22 protein-coding genes are annotated in these 24,387 nt (G+C 55.1%); 12 read left to right on the top strand and 10 right to left on the bottom strand.

Annotated elements, in window-relative coordinates; all coding sequences use genetic code 11:
* Positions 1–161: 161 nt before the first annotated feature.
* The 3 genes from fghA to FCN45_RS12875 form a co-directional block, all read right to left on the bottom strand.
* Positions 162–1,004: an S-formylglutathione hydrolase gene (gene fghA / locus FCN45_RS12885; protein WP_137386162.1), complete on the bottom strand. Its 843-nt coding sequence runs from the start codon at positions 1,002–1,004 to the stop codon at positions 162–164.
* A 12-nt stretch (positions 1,005–1,016) separates the two neighbouring features.
* Positions 1,017–2,141, bottom strand: a complete 1,125-nt coding sequence (locus FCN45_RS12880; protein WP_064739274.1) for an S-(hydroxymethyl)glutathione dehydrogenase/class III alcohol dehydrogenase — start codon at positions 2,139–2,141, stop codon at positions 1,017–1,019.
* Between the two features lie 67 nt (positions 2,142–2,208).
* Complete coding sequence (locus tag FCN45_RS12875; protein ID WP_101763711.1) at positions 2,209–3,120, bottom strand: LysR family transcriptional regulator; 912 nt, start codon at positions 3,118–3,120, stop codon at positions 2,209–2,211.
* Between the two features lie 99 nt (positions 3,121–3,219).
* Here FCN45_RS12875 and FCN45_RS12870 point away from each other — a divergent pair, with 99 nt between their 5' ends.
* The 7 genes from FCN45_RS12870 (at position 3,220) to mglC (ending at position 11,446) form a co-directional block, all read left to right on the top strand.
* A complete protein-coding gene (locus tag FCN45_RS12870) occupies positions 3,220–4,347 on the top strand; it encodes a YbfB/YjiJ family MFS transporter (RefSeq protein WP_137386161.1) in 1,128 nt (375 codons plus the stop codon).
* 117 nt (positions 4,348–4,464) lie between these two features.
* Entirely contained in the window at positions 4,465–5,130 is a 666-nt protein-coding gene (folE, locus tag FCN45_RS12865; RefSeq protein WP_049852430.1) for a GTP cyclohydrolase I FolE, read from the top strand.
* Between the two features lie 53 nt (positions 5,131–5,183).
* Complete coding sequence (gene yeiB / locus FCN45_RS12860) at positions 5,184–6,344, top strand: DUF418 domain-containing protein YeiB (protein WP_101763713.1); 1,161 nt, start codon at positions 5,184–5,186, stop codon at positions 6,342–6,344.
* A 142-nt stretch (positions 6,345–6,486) separates the two neighbouring features.
* Entirely contained in the window at positions 6,487–7,527 is a 1,041-nt protein-coding gene (gene galS / locus FCN45_RS12855; protein WP_137386160.1) for an HTH-type transcriptional regulator GalS, read from the top strand.
* A gap of 303 nt (positions 7,528–7,830) precedes the next feature.
* Entirely contained in the window at positions 7,831–8,826 is a 996-nt protein-coding gene (gene mglB, locus FCN45_RS12850) for a galactose/glucose ABC transporter substrate-binding protein MglB (RefSeq protein ID WP_101763715.1), read from the top strand.
* 70 nt (positions 8,827–8,896) lie between these two features.
* A complete protein-coding gene (mglA, locus tag FCN45_RS12845) occupies positions 8,897–10,417 on the top strand; it encodes a galactose/methyl galactoside ABC transporter ATP-binding protein MglA (RefSeq protein WP_110866613.1) in 1,521 nt (506 codons plus the stop codon).
* A gap of 18 nt (positions 10,418–10,435) precedes the next feature.
* Positions 10,436–11,446, top strand: coding sequence for a galactose/methyl galactoside ABC transporter permease MglC (gene mglC / locus FCN45_RS12840; RefSeq protein WP_007889502.1), 1,011 nt, complete (start codon positions 10,436–10,438; stop codon positions 11,444–11,446).
* 63 nt (positions 11,447–11,509) lie between these two features.
* Here mglC and sanA read toward each other — a convergent pair whose 3' ends face one another.
* The 5 genes from sanA to FCN45_RS12815 all read right to left on the bottom strand — a co-directional run bounded on the left by sanA (position 11,510) and on the right by FCN45_RS12815 (position 16,311).
* Entirely contained in the window at positions 11,510–12,229 is a 720-nt protein-coding gene (gene sanA / locus FCN45_RS12835; RefSeq protein ID WP_137386159.1) for an outer membrane permeability protein SanA, read from the bottom strand.
* Between the two features lie 134 nt (positions 12,230–12,363).
* Positions 12,364–14,061 carry an NAD-dependent malic enzyme gene (locus tag FCN45_RS12830; protein WP_101763321.1) on the bottom strand — a complete coding sequence of 566 codons (1,698 nt, stop codon included), beginning with the start codon at positions 14,059–14,061 and terminating at the stop codon, positions 12,364–12,366.
* A gap of 160 nt (positions 14,062–14,221) precedes the next feature.
* A complete protein-coding gene (gene cdd, locus FCN45_RS12825) occupies positions 14,222–15,118 on the bottom strand; it encodes a cytidine deaminase (protein ID WP_137386158.1) in 897 nt (298 codons plus the stop codon).
* A gap of 124 nt (positions 15,119–15,242) precedes the next feature.
* The gene (locus tag FCN45_RS12820; RefSeq protein ID WP_101763323.1) at positions 15,243–15,935 is read right to left on the bottom strand and encodes a CidB/LrgB family autolysis modulator; all 693 of its coding nucleotides are present in this window, start codon (positions 15,933–15,935) and stop codon (positions 15,243–15,245) included.
* Positions 15,928–16,311 carry a CidA/LrgA family protein gene (locus tag FCN45_RS12815; RefSeq protein WP_110866616.1) on the bottom strand — a complete coding sequence of 128 codons (384 nt, stop codon included), beginning with the start codon at positions 16,309–16,311 and terminating at the stop codon, positions 15,928–15,930. Before FCN45_RS12815 ends, FCN45_RS12820 begins: the two co-directional genes overlap by 8 nt.
* 152 nt (positions 16,312–16,463) lie before the next feature.
* Between FCN45_RS12815 and FCN45_RS12810 the strand changes: the two genes are divergently transcribed.
* On the top strand, positions 16,464–16,772 hold the full coding sequence (locus FCN45_RS12810) for an endonuclease domain-containing protein (RefSeq protein WP_168197462.1): 309 nt from the start codon (positions 16,464–16,466) through the stop codon (positions 16,770–16,772).
* A 252-nt stretch (positions 16,773–17,024) separates the two neighbouring features.
* Positions 17,025–17,960 (top strand): IS110 family transposase, encoded by a 936-nt coding sequence (locus FCN45_RS12805; RefSeq protein WP_137385056.1) that lies wholly within the window; start codon positions 17,025–17,027, stop codon positions 17,958–17,960.
* Positions 17,961–18,122: 162 nt separating this feature from the next.
* Here FCN45_RS12805 and metG read toward each other — a convergent pair whose 3' ends face one another.
* Positions 18,123–20,156, bottom strand: coding sequence for a methionine--tRNA ligase (gene metG, locus FCN45_RS12800; protein ID WP_137386157.1), 2,034 nt, complete (start codon positions 20,154–20,156; stop codon positions 18,123–18,125).
* Positions 20,157–20,317: 161 nt separating this feature from the next.
* On the opposite strand from metG, the gene apbC reads away from it, so the two are divergent.
* The gene (apbC, locus tag FCN45_RS12795) at positions 20,318–21,430 is read left to right on the top strand and encodes an iron-sulfur cluster carrier protein ApbC (protein ID WP_101763326.1); all 1,113 of its coding nucleotides are present in this window, start codon (positions 20,318–20,320) and stop codon (positions 21,428–21,430) included.
* On the opposite strand, the gene FCN45_RS12790 is transcribed toward apbC, so the two are convergent.
* The gene (locus tag FCN45_RS12790) at positions 21,427–21,879 is read right to left on the bottom strand and encodes a GNAT family N-acetyltransferase (protein WP_137386156.1); all 453 of its coding nucleotides are present in this window, start codon (positions 21,877–21,879) and stop codon (positions 21,427–21,429) included. The genes apbC and FCN45_RS12790 overlap by 4 nt on opposite strands.
* 226 nt (positions 21,880–22,105) lie before the next feature.
* Here FCN45_RS12790 and ahpC point away from each other — a divergent pair, with 226 nt between their 5' ends.
* Together ahpC and ahpF are read left to right on the top strand one after the other, a co-directional pair.
* Positions 22,106–22,669, top strand: coding sequence for an alkyl hydroperoxide reductase subunit C (gene ahpC / locus FCN45_RS12785; protein WP_101763328.1), 564 nt, complete (start codon positions 22,106–22,108; stop codon positions 22,667–22,669).
* A gap of 67 nt (positions 22,670–22,736) precedes the next feature.
* Entirely contained in the window at positions 22,737–24,305 is a 1,569-nt protein-coding gene (ahpF, locus tag FCN45_RS12780; protein WP_137386155.1) for an alkyl hydroperoxide reductase subunit F, read from the top strand.
* Positions 24,306–24,387: the final 82 nt, after the last annotated feature.

Genomic DNA, 24,387 nt, shown 5'->3' with positions numbered 1-24,387 from the left:
GCACGCTGTCCCCCATCCCGGCCTTCCCCCGCAAGCGGGGGAAGGAGACGCTGCCACATGCAGCTTACTCACTGACATGTGGCAGCATCTTCCTCCCCCATTTATGGGGGAGGACCGAGGAGGGGGACAGCCAGCACACACCCAGAGGCCAGCCAGCACCATCACACCAACAAATGCTTCGCGTGGAAACGCAGATGATCTTCCACGAAGCTGGCGATAAAGAAGTAGCTATGGTCATAACCTGGCTGAATGCGTAGCTCCAGCGGGAAACCTTGCTCACGCGCCACCGCTTCCAGTCGCTCTGGACGCAGCTGATCGGCGAGGAACTGATCGCTATCCCCTTGATCAATCAGAATCGGCAAGCGCTGTTCCACGTCACGCATCAACAGGCAACTATCCCATTCACGCCACGTCTGACGATCTTCACCCAGGTATGCGGCAAAGGCCTTCTGCCCCCAAGGCACTTCGGTAGGATTGACGATTGGCGCGAAGGCAGAAGCAGACGCAAAACGTCCGCCAAGACGCAATGCCAACACCAGCGCACCGTGACCGCCCATTGAATGACCCATCACCGACTGACGATCGCTCAGCTTAAAATTATCCGCCACCAACTCCGGCAGCTCCGCGCTGAGGTAATCGAACATGCGGAAGTTCGCCGCCCACGGCTGCTGCGTGGCGTTGAGGTAGAAACCTGCGCCCTGGCCGAGATCGTAACCGCTGTCGTTCGCTACCTCGTCACCGCGCGGGCTGGTGTCTGGCATAATCAGCACCAAACCCAGCTGCGCAGCCACGCGCTGGGCGCCGGCTTTGGTGGTGAAGTTCTCATCGCTGCAGGTCAATCCGGCGAGAAACCACACTACCGGCGGCGGTGCGTCACTCTGCGGCGGCGGCAGAAAAATACTGAAGGTCATCGGACAGTTCAGCACGGCCGACTGATGACGCCAGCGCTGCTGCCAGCCACCAAAGATGCGATGCTCTTCTAACAGCTCCAAAGTGGAAGCCATAACGTCTCCTGATTACTTAGTAAAATGCACCACCGTACGGATGGATTTCCCTTCATGCATCAGATCAAAGGCGTCGTTAATCTCTTCCAGCGGCAGGTTATGGGTGATGAAATCGTTCAGGGCGAATTTACCGTCGAGGTAATCCTGCACGATGCCCGGCAACTGTGAACGGCCTTTAACGCCACCAAAAGCGGAACCACGCCATACGCGACCGGTCACCAGCTGGAATGGACGGGTAGAAATCTCCTGGCCCGCGCCAGCCACGCCGATAATCACTGATTCGCCCCAACCTTTGTGGCAGCACTCCAGCGCCGAACGCATCACGTTAACGTTACCGATGCACTCGAAGGAGAAATCGACGCCGCCGTCGGTTAGTTCAACGATCACATCCTGAATCGGTTTATCGTGATCTTTCGGGTTGATCAGATCGGTTGCACCCAGTTTGCGCGCCAGATCGAATTTACTGGTGTTGAGATCGATACCGATGATGCGACCGGCTTTCGCCATCTTCGCGCCGATAATCGCCGACAAACCAATACCGCCGAGGCCGAAGATCGCCACGGTGTCGCCTTCTTTTACTTTGGCCGTGTTCATCACCGCGCCCATGCCGGTGGTGACGCCGCAGCCCAGCAGGCACACTTCTTCCAGAGGCGCTTCTTTGCTGATCACCGCCAGCGAGATTTCCGGTACCACGGTGTATTCAGAGAAGGTTGAGGTGCCCATGTAGTGGAAAATCGGCTTGCCGTCTTTGAAGAAGCGGGTGGTGCCGTCTGGCATCAAACCTTTGCCCTGGGTGGCGCGAATCGCCTGACACAGGTTGGTTTTGCCCGAGAGACAGAACTTACACTTGCCGCACTCTGGGGTGTAAAGCGGGATCACGTGGTCGCCGACGGCCACGCTGGTCACGCCTTCGCCCACCGCTTCCACCACGCCGCCGCCTTCGTGGCCGAGGATCGCCGGGAATACGCCTTCCGGATCTTGTCCCGACAAGGTGTAAGCATCGGTGTGGCACACGCCGGTGGCCACGATGCGCACCAGCACTTCACCTTTTTGCGGTGGCATCAGATCCACTTCTTCGATTTTCAGCGGTTCGCCAGCTGCCCAGGCAACGGCGGCGCGGGTTTTAATCATGTTCATGCAATCCCTCTTCCTGTAGATGCGGGGTAAGTGGCCCCGATGGTCGTGATGTCGATAAAACAGAAACTCACTCGGCAACGTGCAGCGGATGCCGCAACTCGTCGTTAACCGGGCGATCGTCAAACAGTTCAATAATCAAGTATTTCAGCGCTTCCACATTGGGTGTAAACGCATCGCGCCGCCACATCAGCCAGGTGGCGGTATCGCGGTAAGCAGGCGGTAACGCATGCTCCTGCACGCGGGCGCGGGCTGGCATTTGCGCCAGCACCGAGGCGGGAATCATCGCCACGCCCGCGCCGCCGGCCACACACGCCACCATCGCGTGGTAAGACTGTATCTCCATCACGCTGCTCGGCGCGGTCTGGCTTTCGCGATACCACGCTTCCAGCTTGGTGCGGTAGGAACAGCTGTTGCGAAAAGCAAACAGCGTGTCGCCTTGCACATCGCGCGCGCTGGCAATCGGCGCATGTTCCGGGCTGGTGATCAGCACCATCTGCTCATTAAAGGCAATGCAGCCATTGAGATCGTCGTGCGCCACCGGACCATCCACCAGCGCGGCGGCCAGCGTGCCTTCCCGCACTTTGTCGATGATTTCACCGGAAGTATTGGTGATCAGCGACAGTTCCACGGCGGGAAAACGCTGGTGATAGGCCGCCAGGAGGGCAGGGAGGCGCGTCGCGGCGGTGCTCTCCATCGAACCGAGCGCGAAATTACCGCCCGGCTCACCGGCGCGCGCCATGTTCAGCGCTTCATCGCTCAATGCCAGGATGCGCTGCGCATAGTTAAGAAAATTGTGGCCCATTGGCGACAGGCGAATGCGTTGCTTCTCACGAATAAACAGATCAACGCCAATTTCATCTTCCAGCTGGCGCAGACGCGTGGTGAGATTGGAAGGTACGCGATGGAGTTGCTCGGCGGCACGCGCCAGCGAACCGGATTCGGCCACGGAGCAAAACATGCGGAGCTGTACTAAATCCATATTCTCTTCTCGTAAACAACTTGGTTAGTATTATTCACTTTCCGTGAGTTTAAACGTCATGCATGCTAGTGACAAGTGATAAAACATTCTGAGGTCGGTATGGCGTTTCGTGTCGCGCTTAGCGCGTTCTTAAGTTTAGTGGTTGCGATGGGGATTGGGCGATTTGCTTTCACGCCGCAGGTTCCGCTGATGATTCAGGACCATCAACTGACGCTCACCAGCGCCAGTCTGGTGGCGGCACTCAACTATCTCGGCTATCTATTTGGCTCGTTTGATGCGATGCGTGCGCGCAACCGCGTCGAGTGGCGTTTACAGGCGGGCGTGTGGGGCGCAGTGATTTTAACGCTGCTCTCGGCCTGCGTCAGCGGTCCGTGGTTACATGGCCTGATTCGTTTCCTGATTGGCTGGGCCAGCGGCTGGGCGATGGTGTTGCTGGCGGCATGGGCCAGCGACCAGCTACATCATCACGGACGTCCCGGCTTGCTGGCGGCGGTGTTTGCCGGACCCGGCACCGGCATCTTTATCAGCGGCATGCTGGCGGTGGCGCTGCACGCCAGCGGTGTCAGCGCGGCCTTTGCGTGGGCGGCTTACGGTTTGCTGGCACTGTTGTTGATTGCCGCGATTGCGCGATTCCTGCCGCGCACCGGCCAGTTACATCGCCCCGATCACGCTGCATCGCCGCTGGTGCTGAATGGCAATCTCAAGCGCTTGCTGCTGAGTTACAGCCTCGCCGGCTTTGGCTACATTCTGCCCGCCACTTTTCTGTCGCAAATGGCGGCGGCGCGTTTTCCTGACAGCGCGTTTGCCCAGTTTGTCTGGCCGGTGTTTGGTGGCGCGGCGGTGATCGGCATCGTGTTAGGCATCATGACGCGTCACTGGGGCAGCAGCCATCTGCGGCTGGCCATAGTGTTGTGGGCGCAGGCGTTGGGCGTTATCGCCGCGATTGTGCTGCCCGGCTTGAATGGCCTGATGCTGGGCGCAGCGCTGATCGGCGGCGGCTTCCTGTGTGTGGTGCAGCTGACGCTGCAATATGGGCGCGAGCTGGCACCGCAGCATGCGCGCTATCTTGCCGGTTTGCTCACCACCGGTTATGCGGTCGGGCAGTTGGGCGGTCCGCTGCTGTCGTGGATTTCCAGCATGCTATGGCATCAGCTGGAACCCGCGCTATGGGTAGCGGGCGCCAGCTTAATCCTTGCGGGAATGCTGGTTTTACGTCGCCGTACGTGATGAAAAGCTTATCAGAATGATTACTGGATTAAGGGCGCGGAGTATTTCACAATACGCGCTCAGAATTTCCCCCGTGGGCGAAAACCCGCGGGCGCATCACCTGTCGGAGAAGAGTAAATGAGCACCTTAAGTCAGGAAGCCGCCCTGGTTCACGAAGCGCTGTTGGCGCGTGGTCTGGAAACACCGTTACGTGCCCCGGTGCGTGAAATGGATGACGCCGCGCGCAAACGCGAAATTGCCGGCCACATGACGCAAATCATGCAGCTGCTGAACCTGGATCTGGAAGATGACAGCCTGATGGAAACGCCGCACCGCATCGCTAAGATGTATGTGGATGAGATTTTCTCAGGTCTGGATTACGCCAACTTCCCGAAAATCACCGTCATCGAAAACAAGATGAAAGTGGATGAGATGGTAACGGTGCGTGATATCACGTTGACCAGCACCTGCGAACACCACTTTGTGATTATCGATGGCAAAGCCACCGTGGCCTATATCCCGAAAGAGAAAGTGATTGGCCTGTCGAAAATCAACCGTATCGTGCAGTTCTTTGCTCAGCGTCCGCAGGTGCAAGAGCGCCTGACGCAGCAAGTACTGGTGGCGCTGCAAACGCTGCTTGGCACCAATAACGTTGCGGTATCGATTGATGCAGTGCATTACTGCGTGAAAGCGCGTGGCGTGAAAGATGCTACCAGCGCCACCACCACCACCTCGCTGGGTGGCTTGTTCAAATCCAGCCAGAACACGCGTCAGGAGTTTTTGCGCGCGGTTCGTCACAGCTAATCTGTTTGGGCAACAGCCTGTTGCCCGATTTCCTCTCTCCGTCAGGGCACTCGATGCAACGCTATCTCGCGCTGGATTTCATTCGTGGTTGCGCCATTCTCGGCATCTTGCTGCTGAACATTGTCGGCTTTGCGTTGCCATCGGCCGCTTATCTCAATCCGGCGTGGCGCGGCGAGGCTGCTACGTCTGATGCCTGGACGTGGGCGATCATGGATGGCCTGGCGCAGCTGAAATTCCTCACGCTGTTTGCCTTGCTGTTTGGTGCCGGCCTTTATATGCAGGCGCCGCGCGGCAGCCGCTGGATGTCGGCGCGTCTGACGCTGCTGGTGCTGCTCGGTTTCATTCACGGCATCTTTTTCTGGGAAGGCGACATCCTGCTGGATTATGGCCTGATTGGGCTGATTATCTGGCGCATGCTGCGGGATGTGCCTTCCGACCGCGCGTTGTTACAAACCGGCGCATTACTCTATCTGGTCGGCTGCGGCGTGCTGCTGATTTTCGGCGCGGTCTCCAGCCCCAATCCCACGCGATCCTGGCTGCCGGGTGCGGCGGACCTGCAGTATGAAAGCTACTGGAAACTGCTCGGCGGCTGGGAAGCGGTGCAGAACCGGCTGGATCATCTGTCATCAGGCCTGATGGCACTGGCATCACAATATGGCTGGCAACTGGCGGGTTTGATGCTGATTGGTGCGGCATTGATGCGCAGCGGCTGGCTCAGCGGGCAATTTAGCGTGCAGCACTATCGCCGTTCGGCGGCGCTGCTGCTGACTATCGGCTGGCTGATCGCCATTCCCGGCATCGCCGCGCAGTGGATGATTGGCTGGGAATTCCGCTGGACCGGCTTTTTCCTGCAGGTACCGCGCGATCTCGCCAGTCCGTTTATCAGCCTCGGTTATGCCGCGCTTTGCCTTGGATTCTGGCCGCAAATTGCGTCAACGCGCGTCAGCTACGCCATTCAATGCGTTGGCCGCATGGCCTTGAGCAATTATCTGTTACAGACGCTGATTTGCACCACGCTGTTCTACCGCTTTGATCTGTTCCTCAGGTTCGATCGACTGCAGCTGCTGGCCTTTGTACCGGCTATCTGGCTGGTTAATATCCTGTTTTCCGTGCTGTGGCTGCGCGTCTTCCCGCAAGGCCCAATGGAGTGGATCTGGCGCAAACTGACACGTCTTGCCGCGGGAAAAGCTGATCCTTCCTCCTCGCTCAGATAATGATGTTCATCACAAAGGTTGCAGAATTGTATGTAACCGTTTTCATTGCTGTGACGTGATTCACGTAGTCGTTTCACATGCCCTGACAGAATAGCGCCGTTACGCGCTTGTCGCGCATTTTCAGCCTCTGTGGAACAGCTGCATGATAACGATTCGTGATGTCGCCCGTCAGGCCGGTGTGTCAGTAGCCACCGTGTCGCGTGTGCTCAACAACAGCAGTGCAGTCACCGCCGATACCCGGGAAGCCGTGCTGGCTGCCGTTGATGCGTTAGGCTATCGCCCGAACGCCAACGCGCAGGCGCTGGCTACGCAAATCAGTGACACCATCGGCGTGGTGGTGATGGATGTTTCCGATCCCTTCTTTGGCGCGCTGGTGAAAGCGGTGGATACCGTGGCGCAGCGTGTGCATAAACACGTGTTAATCAGCAACTCCTGGCATCAGGAAGAGAAAGAACGTCACGCAATTGAGGTGCTGATACGTCAACGATGTAACGCATTGGTGGTGCACGCGAAAACGCTTTCAGACGCCGAACTGATGCAGTTTATGGATCAGGTTCCCGGTATGGTATTGATTAACCGTACAATTCCCGGTTACGAACACCGCTGCGTCTGTCTGGATAACGTTACCGGCGCTCAGGTAGCCACGCGCATGTTGTTACAACAGGGACATCAACGCATCGGCTTTATTAGCTCCAGCCACCCGATTGAGGATGTAACGCAACGACGTGAAGGCTGGCTGCAGGCCTTGTCAGAACAGGGAATTCGCCCGCAGGAGTCATGGATTGCGCATGCTGAACCTGATATGCAAGGCGGCGAAGCAGCGATGGTGGAGCTGCTGGGGCGTAACTTACATTTAACAGCGGTGTTTTCCTACAATGACGGCATGGCGGCGGGTGCATTGACCGCTTTAAAGGACAACGGCATCCAGGTTCCGCAGCATTTCTCTGTCATTGGCTTTGATGATATTCCCATCTCCCGCTATACCGATCCGCAGTTAACCACGGTCCGTTATCCTATTGTTTCTATGGCGAAACTCGCCACGGAATTAGCGCTCAAAGGTGCCGCAGGTGAGCTGGATCAGCTGGCTGTACACTGCTTTATGCCAACGCTGGTGCGTCGCCATTCTGTCGCCCAGCGGCAAATTGTGGAGTCGGTCACTAATTCAGGCGATAGCGCAGTGTAACCGTTTCCAATCTGTGATTGCATTCACAGTTAATTAACATGCCGCTCACTATGATGGCAGCGTCTTACCGGACTGAAACATCATGTAACGCTGGGAAATCCTCTTCCCAGCCGGTTTCAGTAGCCGATTGAAATAGTTCACAACACTCTTCAGGAAGCGTTTACCTACAGGGAAGTCAGGATTGCGATGGTGGCCCGGCTTTGCGTTACGCGTCCGCCCATTATCAGGTTTACAACCGACGGCGCTGTTTGCCCGCAGGCAAATAGCGCAATGAAATGCCCTACATAAAAAACCGGAGATACCATGAATAAGAAGGTTTTCACGCTCACAGCACTGGTTGCCAGCATGATGTTTGGTGCAACTGCGCACGCCGCCGATACCCGCATTGGCGTGACCATCTACAAATACGACGACAACTTCATGTCGATGGTGCGTAAGGACATTGAGAAAGAAGCAAAATCATTGGGCGGCATTCAGCTGTTGATGAATGACTCCCAAAACGACCAGTCTAAACAGAACGACCAGATTGACGTGCTGATGGCGAAAGGCGTGAAAGCGCTGGCCATCAACCTGGTGGATCCGGCTGCTGCGGCAGTGGTGATCGATAAAGCGCGTGGCAACGATGTGCCGGTGGTGTTCTTCAACAAAGAACCTAACGCCAAAGTGCTGGCCAGCTACCCGAAAGCGTATTACGTCGGTACCGACTCTAAAGAGTCAGGCATCATCCAGGGTCAGCTGATTGAGAAGCACTGGAAAGCCACGCCAGCCTGGGATCTGAACAAAGACGGTACCATCCAGTTCGTGCTGCTGAAAGGCGAGCCGGGCCATCCGGATGCCGAAGCGCGTACTAAATACGTGATCGATACACTGAACAAAGACGGCCTGAAAACGCAGCAGCTGGCGATGGATACCGCGATGTGGGATACCGCACAGGCAAAAGACAAAGTTGACGCCTGGCTCTCTGGCCCGAACGCCAACAAAATTGAAGTGATCATCGCTAATAACGATGCGATGGCGATGGGTGCGGTTGAAGCGCTGAAAGCGCACAACAAAACCAGCATTCCGGTGTTTGGTGTCGATGCACTGCCAGAAGCGCTGGCGCTGGTGAAATCAGGCGCGCTGGCCGGTACCGTGTTGAACGATGCGGAAAACCAGGCGAAAGCGACGCTGGATATTGCTAACAATCTGGCCAATGGCAAAGAGCCAACTGCAGGCACTAACTTCAAGATGGACAACAAAATCGTACGTGTTCCTTACGTACCAGTAGATAAAGAAAATCTGTCGCAGTTTGTGAAGTAATTCATCCTGGGCGCGGCATTTCGCCGCGCCTTATTGCATCTGACCAACGCTTTATTTAGCCAGGTAAATTATGGCCAGTGAGAATCCGACCACACAGCGTGAATATCTGCTGGAGATGACGAATGTCTCGAAATCATTTCCAGGGGTTAAAGCCTTAGATAATGTGAATTTAAAAGTGCGGCCGCACTCTGTTCATGCATTAATGGGCGAAAACGGCGCCGGGAAATCTACATTATTAAAATGTCTGTTTGGGATTTATAAAAAGGATACGGGGAGCATCCTGTTTCAGGGTGAGGAAATTGATTATAAGAGCTCCAAAGAAGCGCTGGAAAATGGCGTTTCCATGGTGCATCAGGAATTAAACCTGGTTCTGCAACGCAACGTCATGGATAACATGTGGCTTGGCCGTTATCCACGTAAGGGCGTGTTTGTCGATCAGGATAAAATGTATCGCGATACTAAAGCGATCTTTGATGAATTAGATATTGATATCGATCCGCGCGATAAAGTCGCCACCTTATCGGTGTCGCAGATGCAGATGATCGAAATCGCCAAAGCCTTCTCCTATGACGCCAAAATCGTCATTATGGATGAGCCGACATCATCGCTGACCGAAAAAGAAGTGAACCACTTGTTCACGATTATTCGTAAGCTGAAAGATCGTGGCTGCGGCATTGTGTATATCTCGCACAAGATGGAAGAGATATTCCAGCTGTGTGATGAGATCACCATTTTGCGTGACGGACAGTGGATCGCCACCCAGCCGCTGGAAGGTCTGGACATGGACAAAATCATCTCGATGATGGTTGGCCGTTCATTGAACCAGCGCTTCCCGGACAAAACCAACGTGCCGGGGGAAACCATTCTTGAGGTGCGCCATTTAACCTCACTGCGTCAGCCATCGATACGTGATATCTCGTTCGATCTGCGTAAAGGTGAAATTCTTGGTATTGCCGGTTTGGTGGGCGCCAAGCGAACCGACATCGTCGAAACCCTGTTTGGCATTCGCGAGAAGTCAGGCGGTACGATTAAGCTGCACGGCAAGAGTATTAATAACCACAGCGCCAACGAAGCCATTAACCACGGCTTTGCGCTGGTGACGGAAGAGCGTCGCTCCACCGGTATTTATGCGTATCTGGATATTGGCTTTAACTCGCTTATCTCCAATATTAAAAAGTATAAATCCAGCATGGGGCTGCTCGATAATAAACGCATGAAAAGCGATACCCAATGGGTCATTGATTCGATGCGCGTGAAAACGCCGGGTCATCATACGCAAATTGGTTCGCTTTCCGGTGGTAACCAACAGAAAGTGATTATTGGTCGCTGGTTATTAACGCAGCCGGAAATATTGATGCTTGATGAACCGACGCGCGGGATTGATGTGGGCGCGAAATTTGAAATCTACCAACTTATTGCCGAGTTGGCGAAGAAAGAGAAGGGCATCATTATTATCTCTTCTGAAATGCCAGAGCTGTTGGGTATTACCGATCGTATTTTAGTGATGAGTAATGGCCAGGTAGCAGGCATTGTTGATACCAAAACGACCTCGCAGAATGAAATCCTGCGTTTAGCGTCATTACACCTTTAATGAAGCAAGGGCTTTAACATGAAAGCGACTACTAAAAAGAATGCGCTAACCTGGTTAAAAGAGGGCGGCATTTACGTTGTCCTGTTTGTACTGCTGGCAATTATTATTTTCCAGGATCCAACCTTCTTAAGCTTAATGAACCTGAGTAATATTCTGACCCAATCTTCGGTGCGTATTATTATCGCACTCGGCGTGGCCGGTTTGATTGTCACCCAGGGTACCGACCTTTCAGCGGGTCGTCAGGTTGGCTTAGCGGCGGTGGTGGCAGCCACGCTGCTGCAGGCGATGGATAACGCGAACAAGGTGTTCCCGCATCTGGATACCGTACCTATTCCAGTGGTTATCCTGACCGTGTGCATCATCGGCGGTGTGATTGGTCTGGTGAACGGGGTGATCATCGCTTACCTCAAGGTAACGCCATTTATCACCACGTTGGGCACCATGATTATCGTTTACGGTATCAACTCGCTCTATTACGACTTTGTGGGTGCATCGCCAATTGCCGGTTTCGATCCTGGCTTCTCCAAATTTGCCCAAGGCTTCCTGCGTTTTGGTGATTTCAAACTGTCGTTTATCACCTTCTACGCTGTGATTGCCATCGTCTTTGTTTGGGTGCTGTGGAATAAAACTCGCTTTGGTCGCAACATTTTCGCTATCGGTGGTAACCCGGAAGCGGCGAAAGTGTCTGGCGTGAACGTGCCGTTCAACCTTATTCTGGTGTACGCCTTGTCTGGCGTGTTCTACGCGTTCGGCGGGATGCTGGAAGCAGGCCGTATCGGCAGCGCCACCAATAACCTCGGCTTTATGTATGAGCTGGATGCGATTGCGGCTTGTGTGGTCGGCGGCGTGTCGTTTGCCGGGGGCGTGGGTTCGGTGGCCGGCGTGGTGACCGGTGTCATCATCTTCACCGTGATCAACTACGGTTTGACCTACATCGGCGTTAACCCTTACTGGCAGTACATCATCAAGGGCGGCATCATCATCTTCGCCGTAGCGCTAGATTCATTGAAGTACGCACGTAAGAAGTAGTGGGTTTCCCCTCACCCCAACCCTCTCCCGCAGGCGGGAGAGGGAACCGTGAGGGAACAAACGTCACTTCTGCAGTTTCTCTTCCAACTCCAAAAGCTGCTCCGGCGTCACCGCCGGATAACTCTGCGCATCCTCCGGCACTTCATGCTCCGCAGGAATCGGCACTAACGGGCCGAGGAAGCGCGGCTCGCGCTTCATCAAATACAAATCCGCCAGCGCACCCAAACGCGCACCCACTTCGCGGAAACGCACCGACAACATGTTTTTCGGCGACGGCACCGCATAACACTGCGCCTGAATCCCCAAATGCTGCGCGATATATAGCGCACGTTCGCAGTGGAAACGCTGGGTAATGATGATGAAGTCGTTGGTGTCGAACACTTTGCGCGTGCGCACAATCGAATCCAGCGTACGAAAGCCAGCGTAATCCAGCACGATGTCCGACGGCGCGACGCCCGCTTTGATCAAATCGCGGCGCATGGTCATCGGTTCGTTATAGCTTTGCTGCGCATTATCACCGCTCAGCAGCAGGTAATTGACCTTGCCGCTGTTATAGGCGTTCAACGCGCCCTGAATGCGATAGAGGTAATACTGATTGATCACGCCCGTGCGGTAGTACTTCGCCGTGCCCAAGACCACGCCGACCTGACGATGTGGCAACGAGGTGACATCTTCATATATAAAGGGCGCGGTTTTCCAGCTGATCCAGCGATCCAGGCCGAGCGCGGTCGCCACCATCAGTAAGATGATGAAAAACAGACCAAAGAAAACGCGTTTAATCATGCGCGCGGGCACTCGATTGGCAGAATTCAGAATGGATAAAGGCTACTTGAGGCGGGCGGGGGAAGCAAGTAAACGCCCGTTGGCTGACGTTTTTTTAAACGTTGCCGGATCTAAATGATCCGGCAACGGATTTATCAGATCGAAGTACGGCGATAATTACGATACTGCGGCAGCCAGAAATTGTTGCTGACGGCTTTCGACAACACATCTTCCGACGTCACCACCGCCACGCCCGCCAGCTGCGCGGCTTTACCCACCTCGATGGCAATCAGCTTGGAAACGCCCTGAATGTCTTTGATCTCCGGCAGAACCGGACCTTCGCCATCGTTAACCAGCGGCGAGCAGTCGGCCAATGCGCGGCTGGCGGTCATCAGCATCGAATCCGTCACGCGACTGGCGCCCGCGGCGATAACACCCAAACCGATGCCAGGGAAGATATAGGAGTTATTGCACTGGGCGATGGGATAGGTTTTCCCTTTCCAGGTGACCGGCGAGAACGGGCTGCCGGTGGCAACCAGCGCGGCGCCATCAGTCCAGGCGATGATGTCGGCTGGCGTCGCTTCAACGCGTGAAGTCGGGTTCGACAGCGGCATAACAATCGGACGCTTAGTGTGCTTGTGCATCTCGCGAATGATCTCTTCGGTGAACAGGCCTGGTTGGCCAGACACGCCGATCAGAATATCCGGCTTGGCGTTGCGTACCACGTCGAGCAGAGAAATGGAGTCGCTACTGGTGTCCCAATCTTTCAGGCTGTCGCTCTTCTGCACCAGCTTGCTCTGGAAATTGAGCAGGTTCGGCAGCTTGTCGGTGAGCAAACCGAAGCGATCAACCATCATCACGCGGCCACGCGCTTCATCATCGCTCAATCCTTCCGACTTCATCTGCGCGATGATCTGCTCGGCAATACCGCAACCGGCAGAACCGGCACCAAGGAACACCACTTTCTGTTCACACAGGCGGCTGCCCGCAGCGCGGCTGGCGGCGATCAGGGTGCCGACGGTCACTGCGGCGGTGCCCTGAATATCGTCGTTGAAGCAGCAGATCTCATCGCGATAGCGCTCCAGCAGCGGCATGGCGTTTTTCTGCGCGAAGTCTTCGAACTGCAACAGCACGTTCGGCCAGCGACGATTCACCGCCTGAATGAATTCATTGACGAACTCTTCGTACTCTTCGCCAGTGATACGCGGATGACGCCAGCCCATATAGAGCGGATCATTCAGCAGCTGCTGGTTGTTGGTACCCACATCCAGCACCACCGGCAAGGTGTAAGCCGGGCTGATGCCGCCACACGCGGTATACAGCGACAGCTTACCGATTGGAATGCCCATGCCGCCGATACCCAAATCGCCGAGGCCGAGAATACGTTCGCCATCGGTCACCACGATCACTTTTACATTCTGCTTGGTAGCGTTCTGCAGCATGTCTTCAATGCGGTCGCGATTGTTATAAGAGATGAATACGCCACGCGCGCGACGGTAGATTTCAGAGAAGTGTTCACAGGCGGCGCCGACCGTTGGGGTGTAGATGATCGGCATCATCTCTTCCAGATGATTGTCGAGTAGGCGGTAGAACAGGGTTTCGTTGGTGTCCTGGATGTTGCGCAGATAGACATGCTTGTCGTTGTTGTTTTTAAAATCCAGGAACTGGCGCCAGGCACGTTCTGCCTGCTCTTCGATGGTTTCTACCGCTTCGGGTAGCAGGCCATTGAGGTTAAATTCGTTACGTTCTTCGAGGGTGAAGGCGCTGCCTTTATTCAACAGCGGAAATTCCAGCAGGATCGGACCCGCATAAGGAATATACAGCGGGCGTTTACTTTCGTAGTCGAGTTCCATGCAGTGCTTGCTCCGGTTGCAGTGTTTTCTGACGTATCGCCGGGAAAAGGTAACGCCAGTCCATCTTGAAGTGAAGAGGTTCTGGCGCCCGATCCTATGAAAATTCCTGCAGATGTACAGCTTTTGTTAACAGGAGGTCACAAAAGCGGTAAAAGGATCACTAAACTGATGTTTTCGAAACTAAAGTAAGTGAGAAATCCTCACATCCTAACGCCTTAAGCGTCGCGCGGGTCGCGTCAAGCTGACTCAGCGTGCTGTCCTGACATTCCGCCAAAACCGCTTGCTGAATTGTCTCCAGCGCTTCGTTGCTCATGTTCATCAAAATCAGTGCAGCCTGCAGCGGCGGCAAGCTGGGGTTGAAGGCGGCGTTTTCCGCATAGCGACCGGTAAAGACCTTGCCGCTCTGGCTGCGCAGCGCCACGCCGCTGTAACTCTGGCTGTAAGGCGCGTGACTGTGATTGGCGGCGGTAATGGCGGCCTGTTGCAATGCATCGCCTGCAACCGCAAAACCATGATCGACCGGCGTTAGAAGACGTTCGGTGATATTCAGATCGGCAGGGCCAAACGCATCCGGCAGATAGTCGCCCAGCGTGCTAACCGCGCGTCCCGGCAGGCTGATGCGAATCGCCGTGCCGCTGTTCAGCTCGTTCATAAACTGACGGCAATGCCCGCACGGCGTGTAGTTGACAGTAATCGCTGCCAGCTTCTCTTCACCGCGCAGCCAGGCATGCGTAATGGCACTTTGCTCGGCGTGCACCGTCTGCTGCAGCGGGGTATGCAGGAACTCCATGTTGGCGCCGAAGTACCAATGGCCGCTGACGCCGCGGGAAATCGCGCCGACATTAAAATGAGACACAGTTGCCACGGCGCAGCTCGCCGCCAGCGGCAGCAGTTCCAGCGCCAGCGCATCATCATCCAGACCGGTAAGCTGTTTCAGTTGCGCGACATCCTGCGGACGTAATACGCCATGGAAATCCGGCGCACCCAGCAGCGGCTGAATCGCAGCTTGCAGCGCAGCGGGCAGGGCAGAAAAAGCAGTTAGGAATCGTGAATGCATGATGGGATGACCTCAGTTACGCGTTAGCGGCGATGCGCCGCCTGACGTTTTATATGTGATCCAAGTCGCTCTGACAATGCAAGCTGATTGGGTTGTTTCAACTTTGCGAGATCTCTCGCAAGTTTTAGCCCCACCAATGCATTAATAGCGGAAAAAGCAGCGGCGCCAGTAACGAAGTGATGATGCCGCAAATCACCAGCGCAAGGGAGCTGAACGCGCCTTCCTGATAATCGATCTCGGCTGCGCGCGCGGTACCTAACGCGTGCGATGCGTTACCAATTGCTAACCCGCGCGAGGATTTGTTTTTCACCTTAAACAGATTGAGCAGCATATGGCCAAACACCGCACCCAGCACGCCGGCGATAAGTACGCAGATGGCGCTGATGGCAGGAATACCGTGCAGCGATGCGGAGACCGCCATCGCAATTGGCGTGGTGACAGATTTCGGCATGATGGTGGCGGCGATTTCCGGCGTTGCGCCCATCCACAGCGCAATCGCGGTGCCCGATACCATTGCCGTGATGCTGCCGATAAAGCAGACGCTGATGATGGTTTTCCAGCGCGCGCGAATCTGATGCATCTGCTCATACAGCGGCAACGCCAGCGCTACGACTGCCGGTTGCAGCAACTGATTGAGCAGGCTGCTGCCGGCAAAATAGCGCGTGTATGGCAGGTGAGTCAGCAGCAGAATCGGGATGACAATCGCCATCGCCACTAACAATGGATTGACGATGGAGATATTGATTTTCGCCGCCAGTTTACGCGCCAGGAAATAGGCGATCACCGTCAGCGGCAGCGACCACCATGCATCACTCATTCGGCTTCTCCTGCGGGCGCTGCAGGCGCTCTGCGCTGAGCCCGACAATCAGCAGCACCATAAAAGTACTGACAATGCATGACACCACAATCGGCCCAAACTGCGCGGTGAGGATATCGGTATAGCCCATTACACCAACGCTAATCGGCACAAACAGCAGTGCCATATAGCGAATCAATAAATGGCATCCGGGTTTCACCCACTCAACCGGCATGATTTGCAGACCCAGCAGCAGGAATAGCAGCAGCATGCCGATGATGCTGCCGGGAATGGTTATTGGGAGCAGGGCAGAAATCCCCATTCCAGCGTAAAGCGCCGCATAGATGATGACGAAGGCGCGCACATAGCGCCAACAAGCAGTGAGAACGGCAGGCATGTCAGGCTCCTGTTTTCGTAGCGCTTTATCATACGCATTAAGCGATTAGCGTGCTAGCGATCACATTGGAATGCAGATTCCAGCTTTTTCATCGCGTTATTTTCCTCCTGCAAACATGGCGTAGGGTAAGCCGATATCGCGAAAGGGAGGCGATGATGAAAGCGATTACGCGGCGGCGACAACTGCGCCAGGCAATGCCTGAAGCGGAGCATCTTTTGTGGCGTTTTTTACGTAATCGGAATTTATGCGGAGTGAAGTTTCGGCGTCAGCATCCGATTGGCGGTTATATCGTGGATTTCGCCTGTAATGAAAGAAGGGTGATAGTTGAGCTAGACGGCGGGCAGCATAACGAAGATGAAGCGAAGATTTATGATCAACAACGAACGGCTTTTTTAGAGCGAGGTGGCTGGAGAGTGATTAGATTCTGGAATCATCAGGTTTTGAAGAGTTTGATGCGGTGATGGAGGAGATATATCGGCAGTTGATGTTGCCTGGGCCCTCACCCTAGCCCTTGTATGTTTAAAGTCATCTTAGTTACCCGCCTCCGGGCGGGTACACTGTCAAAGCGTTGTACCTGACGTTTCAGCCCGTCTGCCCTCTGGGACATCGAGCCCGCGGGAGAGCTTATGGCGGAACGTCAGTTTTTCTCTTAACCCGAACAGCTGCCAGGACCGCTCTGCGAGTCCGTATCTTACAAGGCCGGGAGATGTGAAATGACTGAATACTCTGTAATCGGCATCGACATTGCTAAAGAGACGTTTGACGTTTATATCGATACTTCCTGTACTTATCTGCATCTCGATAATTCACCCGACGGCCATCAGCAGCTGCTGAGCGTATTGTCTGCCCTTCGCGTGAAACTTGTGGCTATGGAAGCAACCAGCCGCTATCACTCGCTGCTGGCCGCCACGCTGACGCTGCAGGGCTTTGCCGTTGCTGTAGTCAATCCGCGTCTGGTAAAAAATTTCGCCCGCGCAACGGGAACGCTGCATAAAACCGACCCAAACGACGCGCGCCTCATCTGCGAGTTTGGCCGGCGCATGGAGCCGGAAGTACGCGCCACGCCGGATGAGCAGACACAACGGCTGGCAGGAATGGTGACCCGTCGCAGGCAGTTGGTTGAGAATCGTGCGATGGAAATAAACCGGTATAAAAGCTGTGATGACGTTGCCATATCGGCGAGCCTCAAGCGTCATATTGACTGGCTGAAAGCGGAGATTAAGGATGCGGATGACGATATCGACAGACAGATAAGAACGATGCCGCTGTGGAAAGAGAAGGTTAAGCTTCTGGAAGAGGTAAAGGGAATAGGACCGACGACGATGGCTGTGTTGCTGTCAATGTTGCCGGAACTGGGAGCGCTGAGCCGTCATAAAATCAGTGCGCTGGTCGGCGTGTGCCCTTACGCGCACGACAGCGGAAAAATGAAAGGTAAGCGCTGCATCTGGGGCGGCCGAAGTGCGGTGCGGTCGGTGCTGTATATGGCCACGCTGACGGCGGTGCGTTACAACCCAACAATCAAAGCTTTTTTTGAGCGCCTGACAGGGCGGGGAAAAGTGTTCAAAGTCGCGATAACGGCGTGTGTGAGAAAGCTGATAACCATTTTGAACGCGATGCTGAGGGACAATAAAGAATGGAGGCCGGCGTAACGCATCCATTGACTTTAAACACAGCTGCTCTCCCGCGCGCGGGCGAGGGAATGGTTAGGTGGAGCAGGCTAGCATAAAGTGGAGTGAAAAATTAAATGGCTGCTTTGAACGGTTCCCTCTCCCGCGCGCGGGAGAGGGCTAGGGTGAGGGCAACGAAATCCGTTACTTAACCGGCATGCCCGGTACTGCGCCGCTATCAACCGACAGCACAAACAGGTCTTTGCCGCCTGGACCCGCTGACAGCACCATACCTTCGGAAATACCGAAGCGCATTTTACGCGGCGCGAGGTTGGCGACGATGATGGTCATCTTGCCTACCAGCACCGACGGATCCGGATACGCAGCGCGAATGCCAGAGAAAATCTGACGCTTCTCGCCCCCCAAATCCAGCTCCAGACGCAGCAGCTTGTCAGAACCCTCAACCAGCTCCGCTTTCTCGATCAGCGCCACGCGCATATCGACCCTGGCAAAATCATCAATGGTGATGGTGTCGCCAATCGGCGCATCAGCCAGCGGACCGGTTGCTGCAGGCTTATTCGCTGCCGCCGCATCTTCTTTCGAGGCCTCAATCAGCGCGTCGACTTTGGTCATTTCGATACGGCCATACAGCGCTTTGAACGGCGCCACTTCATGATCCAGCAACGGTTGGGCAATTGCATCCCAGCTCAGTTCGCTCTGCAGGAAGGCTTCGGCACGCTCGCTCAAAGATGGCAGCACTGGCTTCAGCCAGGTCATCAAGACGCGGAACAGGTTAATGCCCATGGAGCAAATCGCCTGCAGGTCGGCATCGCGGCCTTCTTGCTTTGCTACCACCCAAGGTGCCTGCTCATCGACATAGCGGTTGGCCAGATCGGCCAGCGCCATGATTTCACGGATCGCGCGGTTATATTCGCGGCTGGCCCAGGCTTCGCCAATCTTCTCTGAGGACGCCACAAAGGTTTGATACAACGCGGGATCGGCCAGTTCACTCGCCAGCTTGCCGCCAAAGCGTTTGGTCAGGAAGCCGGCATTACGTGACGCCAGGTTCACCACTTTGTTCACCACGTCTGCATTCACGCGCTGCACGAAATCTTCCAGATTCAGGTCGATGTCGTCGATGCGTGAAGAGAGCTTAGCTGCGTAGTAATAACGCAGGCTATCGGCATCCAGATGCTGCAACCAGGTGCTGGCTTTAATAAAGGTGCCGCGCGATTTAGACATCTTCGCGCCGTTCACCGTCACATAACCGTGTACGAACAGATTGGTTGGCTTGCGGAAGTTGCTGCCTTCCAGCATCGCTGGCCAGAACAGGCTGTGGAAATAGACGATGTCTTTACCGATGAAGTGATACAGCTCAGTAGTGGAATCTTTCTTCCAGAACTCGTCGAAATCGATATCGCCGCGTTTGTCGCACAGGTTTTTGAATGAACCCATGTAACCGATTGGCGCATCCAACCAGACGTAGAAGTATTTGCCCGGCGCGCCAGGGATTTCGAAGCCGAAGTAAGGCGCATCGCGGGAGATATCCCACTGCTGCAAGCCAGACTCGAACCACTCTTGCATCTTGTTAGCCACCTGCTCTTGCAGTGCGCCTGAACGCGTCCACGCCTGCAGCATCGCGCTGAAAGAGGGCAGATCAAAGAAGAAGTGCTCGGAATCGCGCAGCACCGGCGTCGCGCCAGAGACCACCGATTTCGGGTCGATCAGCTCGGTTGGGCTGTAGGTCGCGCTACACACTTCGCAGTTATCGCCATATTGATCCGGTGACTTACATTTCGGGCAGGTGCCTTTGACGAAACGGTCCGGCAGGAACATGCCTTTCTCAGGATCGTACAGCTGCGAAATGGTGCGGTTCTTAATGAAGCCGTTCTCTTTCAGGCGGCCATAAATCAGCTCGGACAGCTGACGGTTTTCGTCACCGTGCGTCGAGTGATAGTTGTCGTAGCTGATATTGAAGCCAGCAAAATCCGTTTCGTGCTCCTGCTTCATCTCCGCGATCATCTGCTCCGGCGCGATGCCAAGCTGCTGAGCTTTCAGCATGATAGGCGTGCCGTGAGCGTCGTCTGCACAGATGAAGTGAACCTGGTTGCCACGCATTCGCTGGTAACGGACCCAAATGTCAGCCTGAATGTGTTCAAGCATGTGACCGAGATGGATTGAACCGTTTGCGTACGGCAGTGCGCACGTTACCAGAATTTTTTTAGCGACTTGAGTCATTTTTGCGTAGCGTTCCGTTGAAGAAAAATCGGTGTTAGATGTTAACCGAAGCACCCTCTGGCGTAAACACAGCTGGACATCCACGTCACTTTTAGCGCCTATCTGATATTATTGAACAGACACCGCCGCAATCTGGCGTGATGAATAAACAAGGAGAGGGGATGACTTCACAATCCCAGCAACATCATTCACCTGAGGCGCTGCGAGCATTGGTTATTGGCGTGTTGAGTGACTTTGAACATCCGACGCTGCAACATAACCTGACCACGCTGAAAGCCCTGCGCCATGTCGCGCTGCTGGATGACAAGCTGCATATCGAACTGGTGATGCCGTTCGCGTGGGCCAGCGCTTTTGAAGAGCTGAAAGCGCAAACCAGCGCCGAACTGCTGCGCCTGACGGACGCCAGCGCCATTGACTGGCGACTGCGCCACGACATCGCCACGCTGAAGCGGGTGAAAAACCACCCGGGCGCAACCGGTGTGAAGAACATCATCGCCGTGAGTTCTGGCAAAGGTGGCGTGGGCAAATCCAGCACCGCTGTGAACATGGCGCTGGCGCTGATCGCTGAAGGGGCGCGCGTGGGGATTCTCGATGCGGATATTTACGGTCCGTCGATCCCTAACATGCTCGGCACCGAAAATCAGCGTCCCACCTCGCCGGATGGCACGCACATGGCACCGATTATGGCGCACGGCCTGGCAACCAATTCGATTGGTTATCTGGTCACCGACGACAACGCCATGGTGTGGCGCGGTCCAATGGCCAGCAAAGCCCTGATGCAGCTGCTCAACGAAACCCTGTGGCCGGATCTCGATTATCTGATCCTCGATATGCCGCCAGGTACCGGCGATATTCAGCTGACGCTGGCGCAAAACGTGCCGGTGACCGGCGCGCTGGTGGTCACCACGCCGCAGGACATCGCCTTGATTGACGCGCGCAAAGGGATGGTGATGTTCGAGAAAGTGAGCGTGCCGGTGCTGGGCGTGATCGAGAATATGAGCATGCACATTTGTAGCCAATGCGGACATCACGAGCCGATTTTCGGCACCGGCGGTGCGCAGAAGCTGGTGGAAGATTACAGCACCCGTTTGCTGGCCCAGTTGCCGCTGCACATTACGCTGCGTGAAGATCTGGATGATGGCGAACCGACCGTGGTGCGCCGTCCGGAAAGTGATTTCACCGCACTCTACCGCCAGCTGGCGGGTCGCGTTGCGGCGCAGCTCTATTGGCAGGGAGAAATTATCCCTGGCGATATCGCGTTCCGCGCCGTTTAACGGCGTCCATTTCCGCTGGTGCGCGTCGCCAGCGGAAAATGCATCAGCACATATTTTCCCTGCTCGCTCTCGCCAACCGCTTCGCGCCGCCAGCCGTGTTTGAGATAAAAATCCATCGCCGCCTGATTTTGTTGCAGGCATTTCAAGGCGCCCGTCGAGCTAAATCGCGATTGCACTTTTTCTAACAGCGCGCTGCCCACGCCTTGTCCCTGCGCATCGGGGTCGACATACAGGCTATGCAGGAAGTTGTCATTATCCAGCACCGCCGCAAACCCCACGCGATGCCCATTCAGTTCAGCGACCAGCACGGTTTCGCCCAAAATCACCGCATCGAAATCTTCTAACTGCCAATCATCGCCATCCAGCCACGTCCAGTTATGGCGTCGAGCGGCAAGATACAGCGTGCGCAGAAAAGGCCGATCGGCTTCGTCAAAAAAACGTATGTGCACCTATTTGCTCCGTCAGTTAGGTATTTGAATAAAAGTAGCAGTTTCACCGCAAAAAGATAAAGCCTGACAGAACCGCGCCCTTTTTGTGTAGAATGCCTCCGCGAGCCGCATGAAATCTGGTGTCGGCGCTTTGATAGCTTTTGGTTATCTGATTGATAACGTCTGCATATTAGAAGTTGGCCCGAAAATTCTGTAGCCTGCATCACATCTTTTAACGGAGGTCACCATGTCCATCATTAATACCAAGATCAAACCATTTAAAAACGCAGCGTTCAAAAACGGCGAATTCATCGAAGTCACCGAGAAAGACGTTGAAGGTAAATGGAGTGTTTTCTTCTTCTACCCGGCTGACTTCACCTTCGTATGCCCAACCGAACTGGGTGACGTTGCAGACCATCACGAAGAGTTCCAGAAACTGGGTGTAGATATCTACTCTGTTTCCACTGACACGCACTTTACCCACAAAGCCTGGCACGGTTCTTCAGACACCATCGCGAAAATCAAATACGCGATGATCGGTGACCCAACTGGCGCGCTGACCCGTAACTTCGAAATCATGCGCGAAGACGAAGGTCTGGCAGACCGCGGTACCTTCATCGTTGACCCGCAAGGCATCATCCAGGCGATCGAAATTACTGCAGAAGGCATTGGCCGTGACGCATCTGACCTGATCCGCAAAGTGAAAGCCGCTCAGTACGTTGCTTCTCACCCAGGTGAAGTTTGCCCGGCAAAATGGAAAGAAGGCGAAGCAACTCTGGCTCCATCACTGGACCTGGTTGGCAAAATCTAAGTTAGCTGCCATTCGATCTTTCTCTATCGGGTGCTACGGCACCCGATTTTCATGACAGGAACTCACTATGCTCGACACCAATTTAAAAACCCAACTCAAGGCTTACCTTGAGAAACTAACGAAACCGGTTGAGTTGATTGCCACATTGGATGATGGCGCCAAATCGGCAGAGATTCGCTCTCTGTTGGCCGATATCGCGGGCTTGTCAGACAAAGTCAGCTTCCGCGAAGAGAACGATCGTCCGGTGCGTAAACCCTCTTTCCTGATCACTAACCCAGGCAGCCAGAGCGGTCCGCGCTTTGCCGGTTCGCCAATGGGTCACGAATTTACTTCACTGGTTTTAGCCCTGCTGCAAACCGGTGGACACCCTTCGAAAGAAGCGCAGAGCCTGCTGGATCAGGTTGTGGCTTTGGAAGGCGACCTCCACTTCGAAACGTATTATTCCCTGTCGTGCCACAACTGTCCTGACGTGGTACAGGCGCTAAACCTGATGGCGGTACTGAACCCGCGTATCAGCCATACCGCGATTGACGGCGGTATGTTCCAGAACGAAATCACCGAGCGCAACGTGATGGGCGTGCCGGCGGTATTCCTCAACGGTAAAGAGTTCGGTCAGGGCCGTCTGAGCCTGGCGGAAATCGTCGGTAAAGTGGACACCAACGCCGACAAGCGCGCGGCGGAAGAGCTGAACAAACGTGAAGCCTACGAAGTGCTGATCGTCGGCAGCGGCCCGGCGGGCGCAGCAGCGGCCATCTACTCGGCACGTAAAGGCATCCGTACTGGCCTGATGGGCGAGCGTTTCGGTGGTCAGGTGCTGGACACCGTAGACATTGAAAACTACATCTCCGTACCGAAAACCGAAGGCGCGAAGCTGGCCGGTTCTCTGCGTGCCCACGTTGATGATTACGATGTTGATGTGATTGATACCCAGAGCGCCATCAAGCTGATTCCGGCGGCGAAAGAGGGCGGTCTGCACGCAATTGAAACCGCATCTGGCGCAGTACTGAAATCCCGCAGCATCATCATTGCTACCGGCGCACGCTGGCGCAACATGGGCGTACCTGGCGAAGAGCAGTATCGCACCAAGGGCGTAACTTATTGCCCGCACTGCGACGGCCCGCTGTTTAAAGGCAAACGCACCGCGGTGATCGGCGGCGGTAACTCAGGCGTTGAAGCGGCAATCGATTTGGCCGGTATTGTTGAGCACGTGACGCTGCTGGAATTTGCCAGCGAAATGCGCGCCGACAAAGTGCTGCAGGACAAACTGCGCAGCCTGAAAAACGTCGATGTGATTCTGAACGCACAGACCACCGAAGTGAAAGGCGACGGCAGCAAAGTTACCAGCCTGACCTACATTGACCGTAACAATCAGAGCAGCCACGAAATCGCGCTGAGCGGCATCTTCGTGCAGATTGGTTTGCTGCCGAACACCACCTTCCTGGAAGGTGCGGTTGAGCGCAACAAGATGGGCGAAATCATCATTGATGCCAAGTGCGAAACCAGCCTGAAAGGCGTGTTTGCCGCAGGCGACTGCACCACGGTGCCTTACAAACAGATCATCATCGCCAGCGGTGAAGGCGCGAAAGCCTCACTCAGCGCCTTTGATTATCTGATTCGCACCAAACCGGCCGAATAAGTTTTGCGATAGCCACGCAATAGCCCTGCAACCTGTGTTGCAGGGCTTTTTTTTATCTGCATTTCCATGCGTGTTCATCACG

Source organism: Pantoea sp. SO10, assembly GCF_005281435.1.
GTDB classification, from domain to species: domain Bacteria; phylum Pseudomonadota; class Gammaproteobacteria; order Enterobacterales; family Enterobacteriaceae; genus Pantoea; species Pantoea leporis.
Note: the sequence above shows the minus strand (reverse complement) of the source record. Positions and strands in the feature narration are given on the sequence as shown.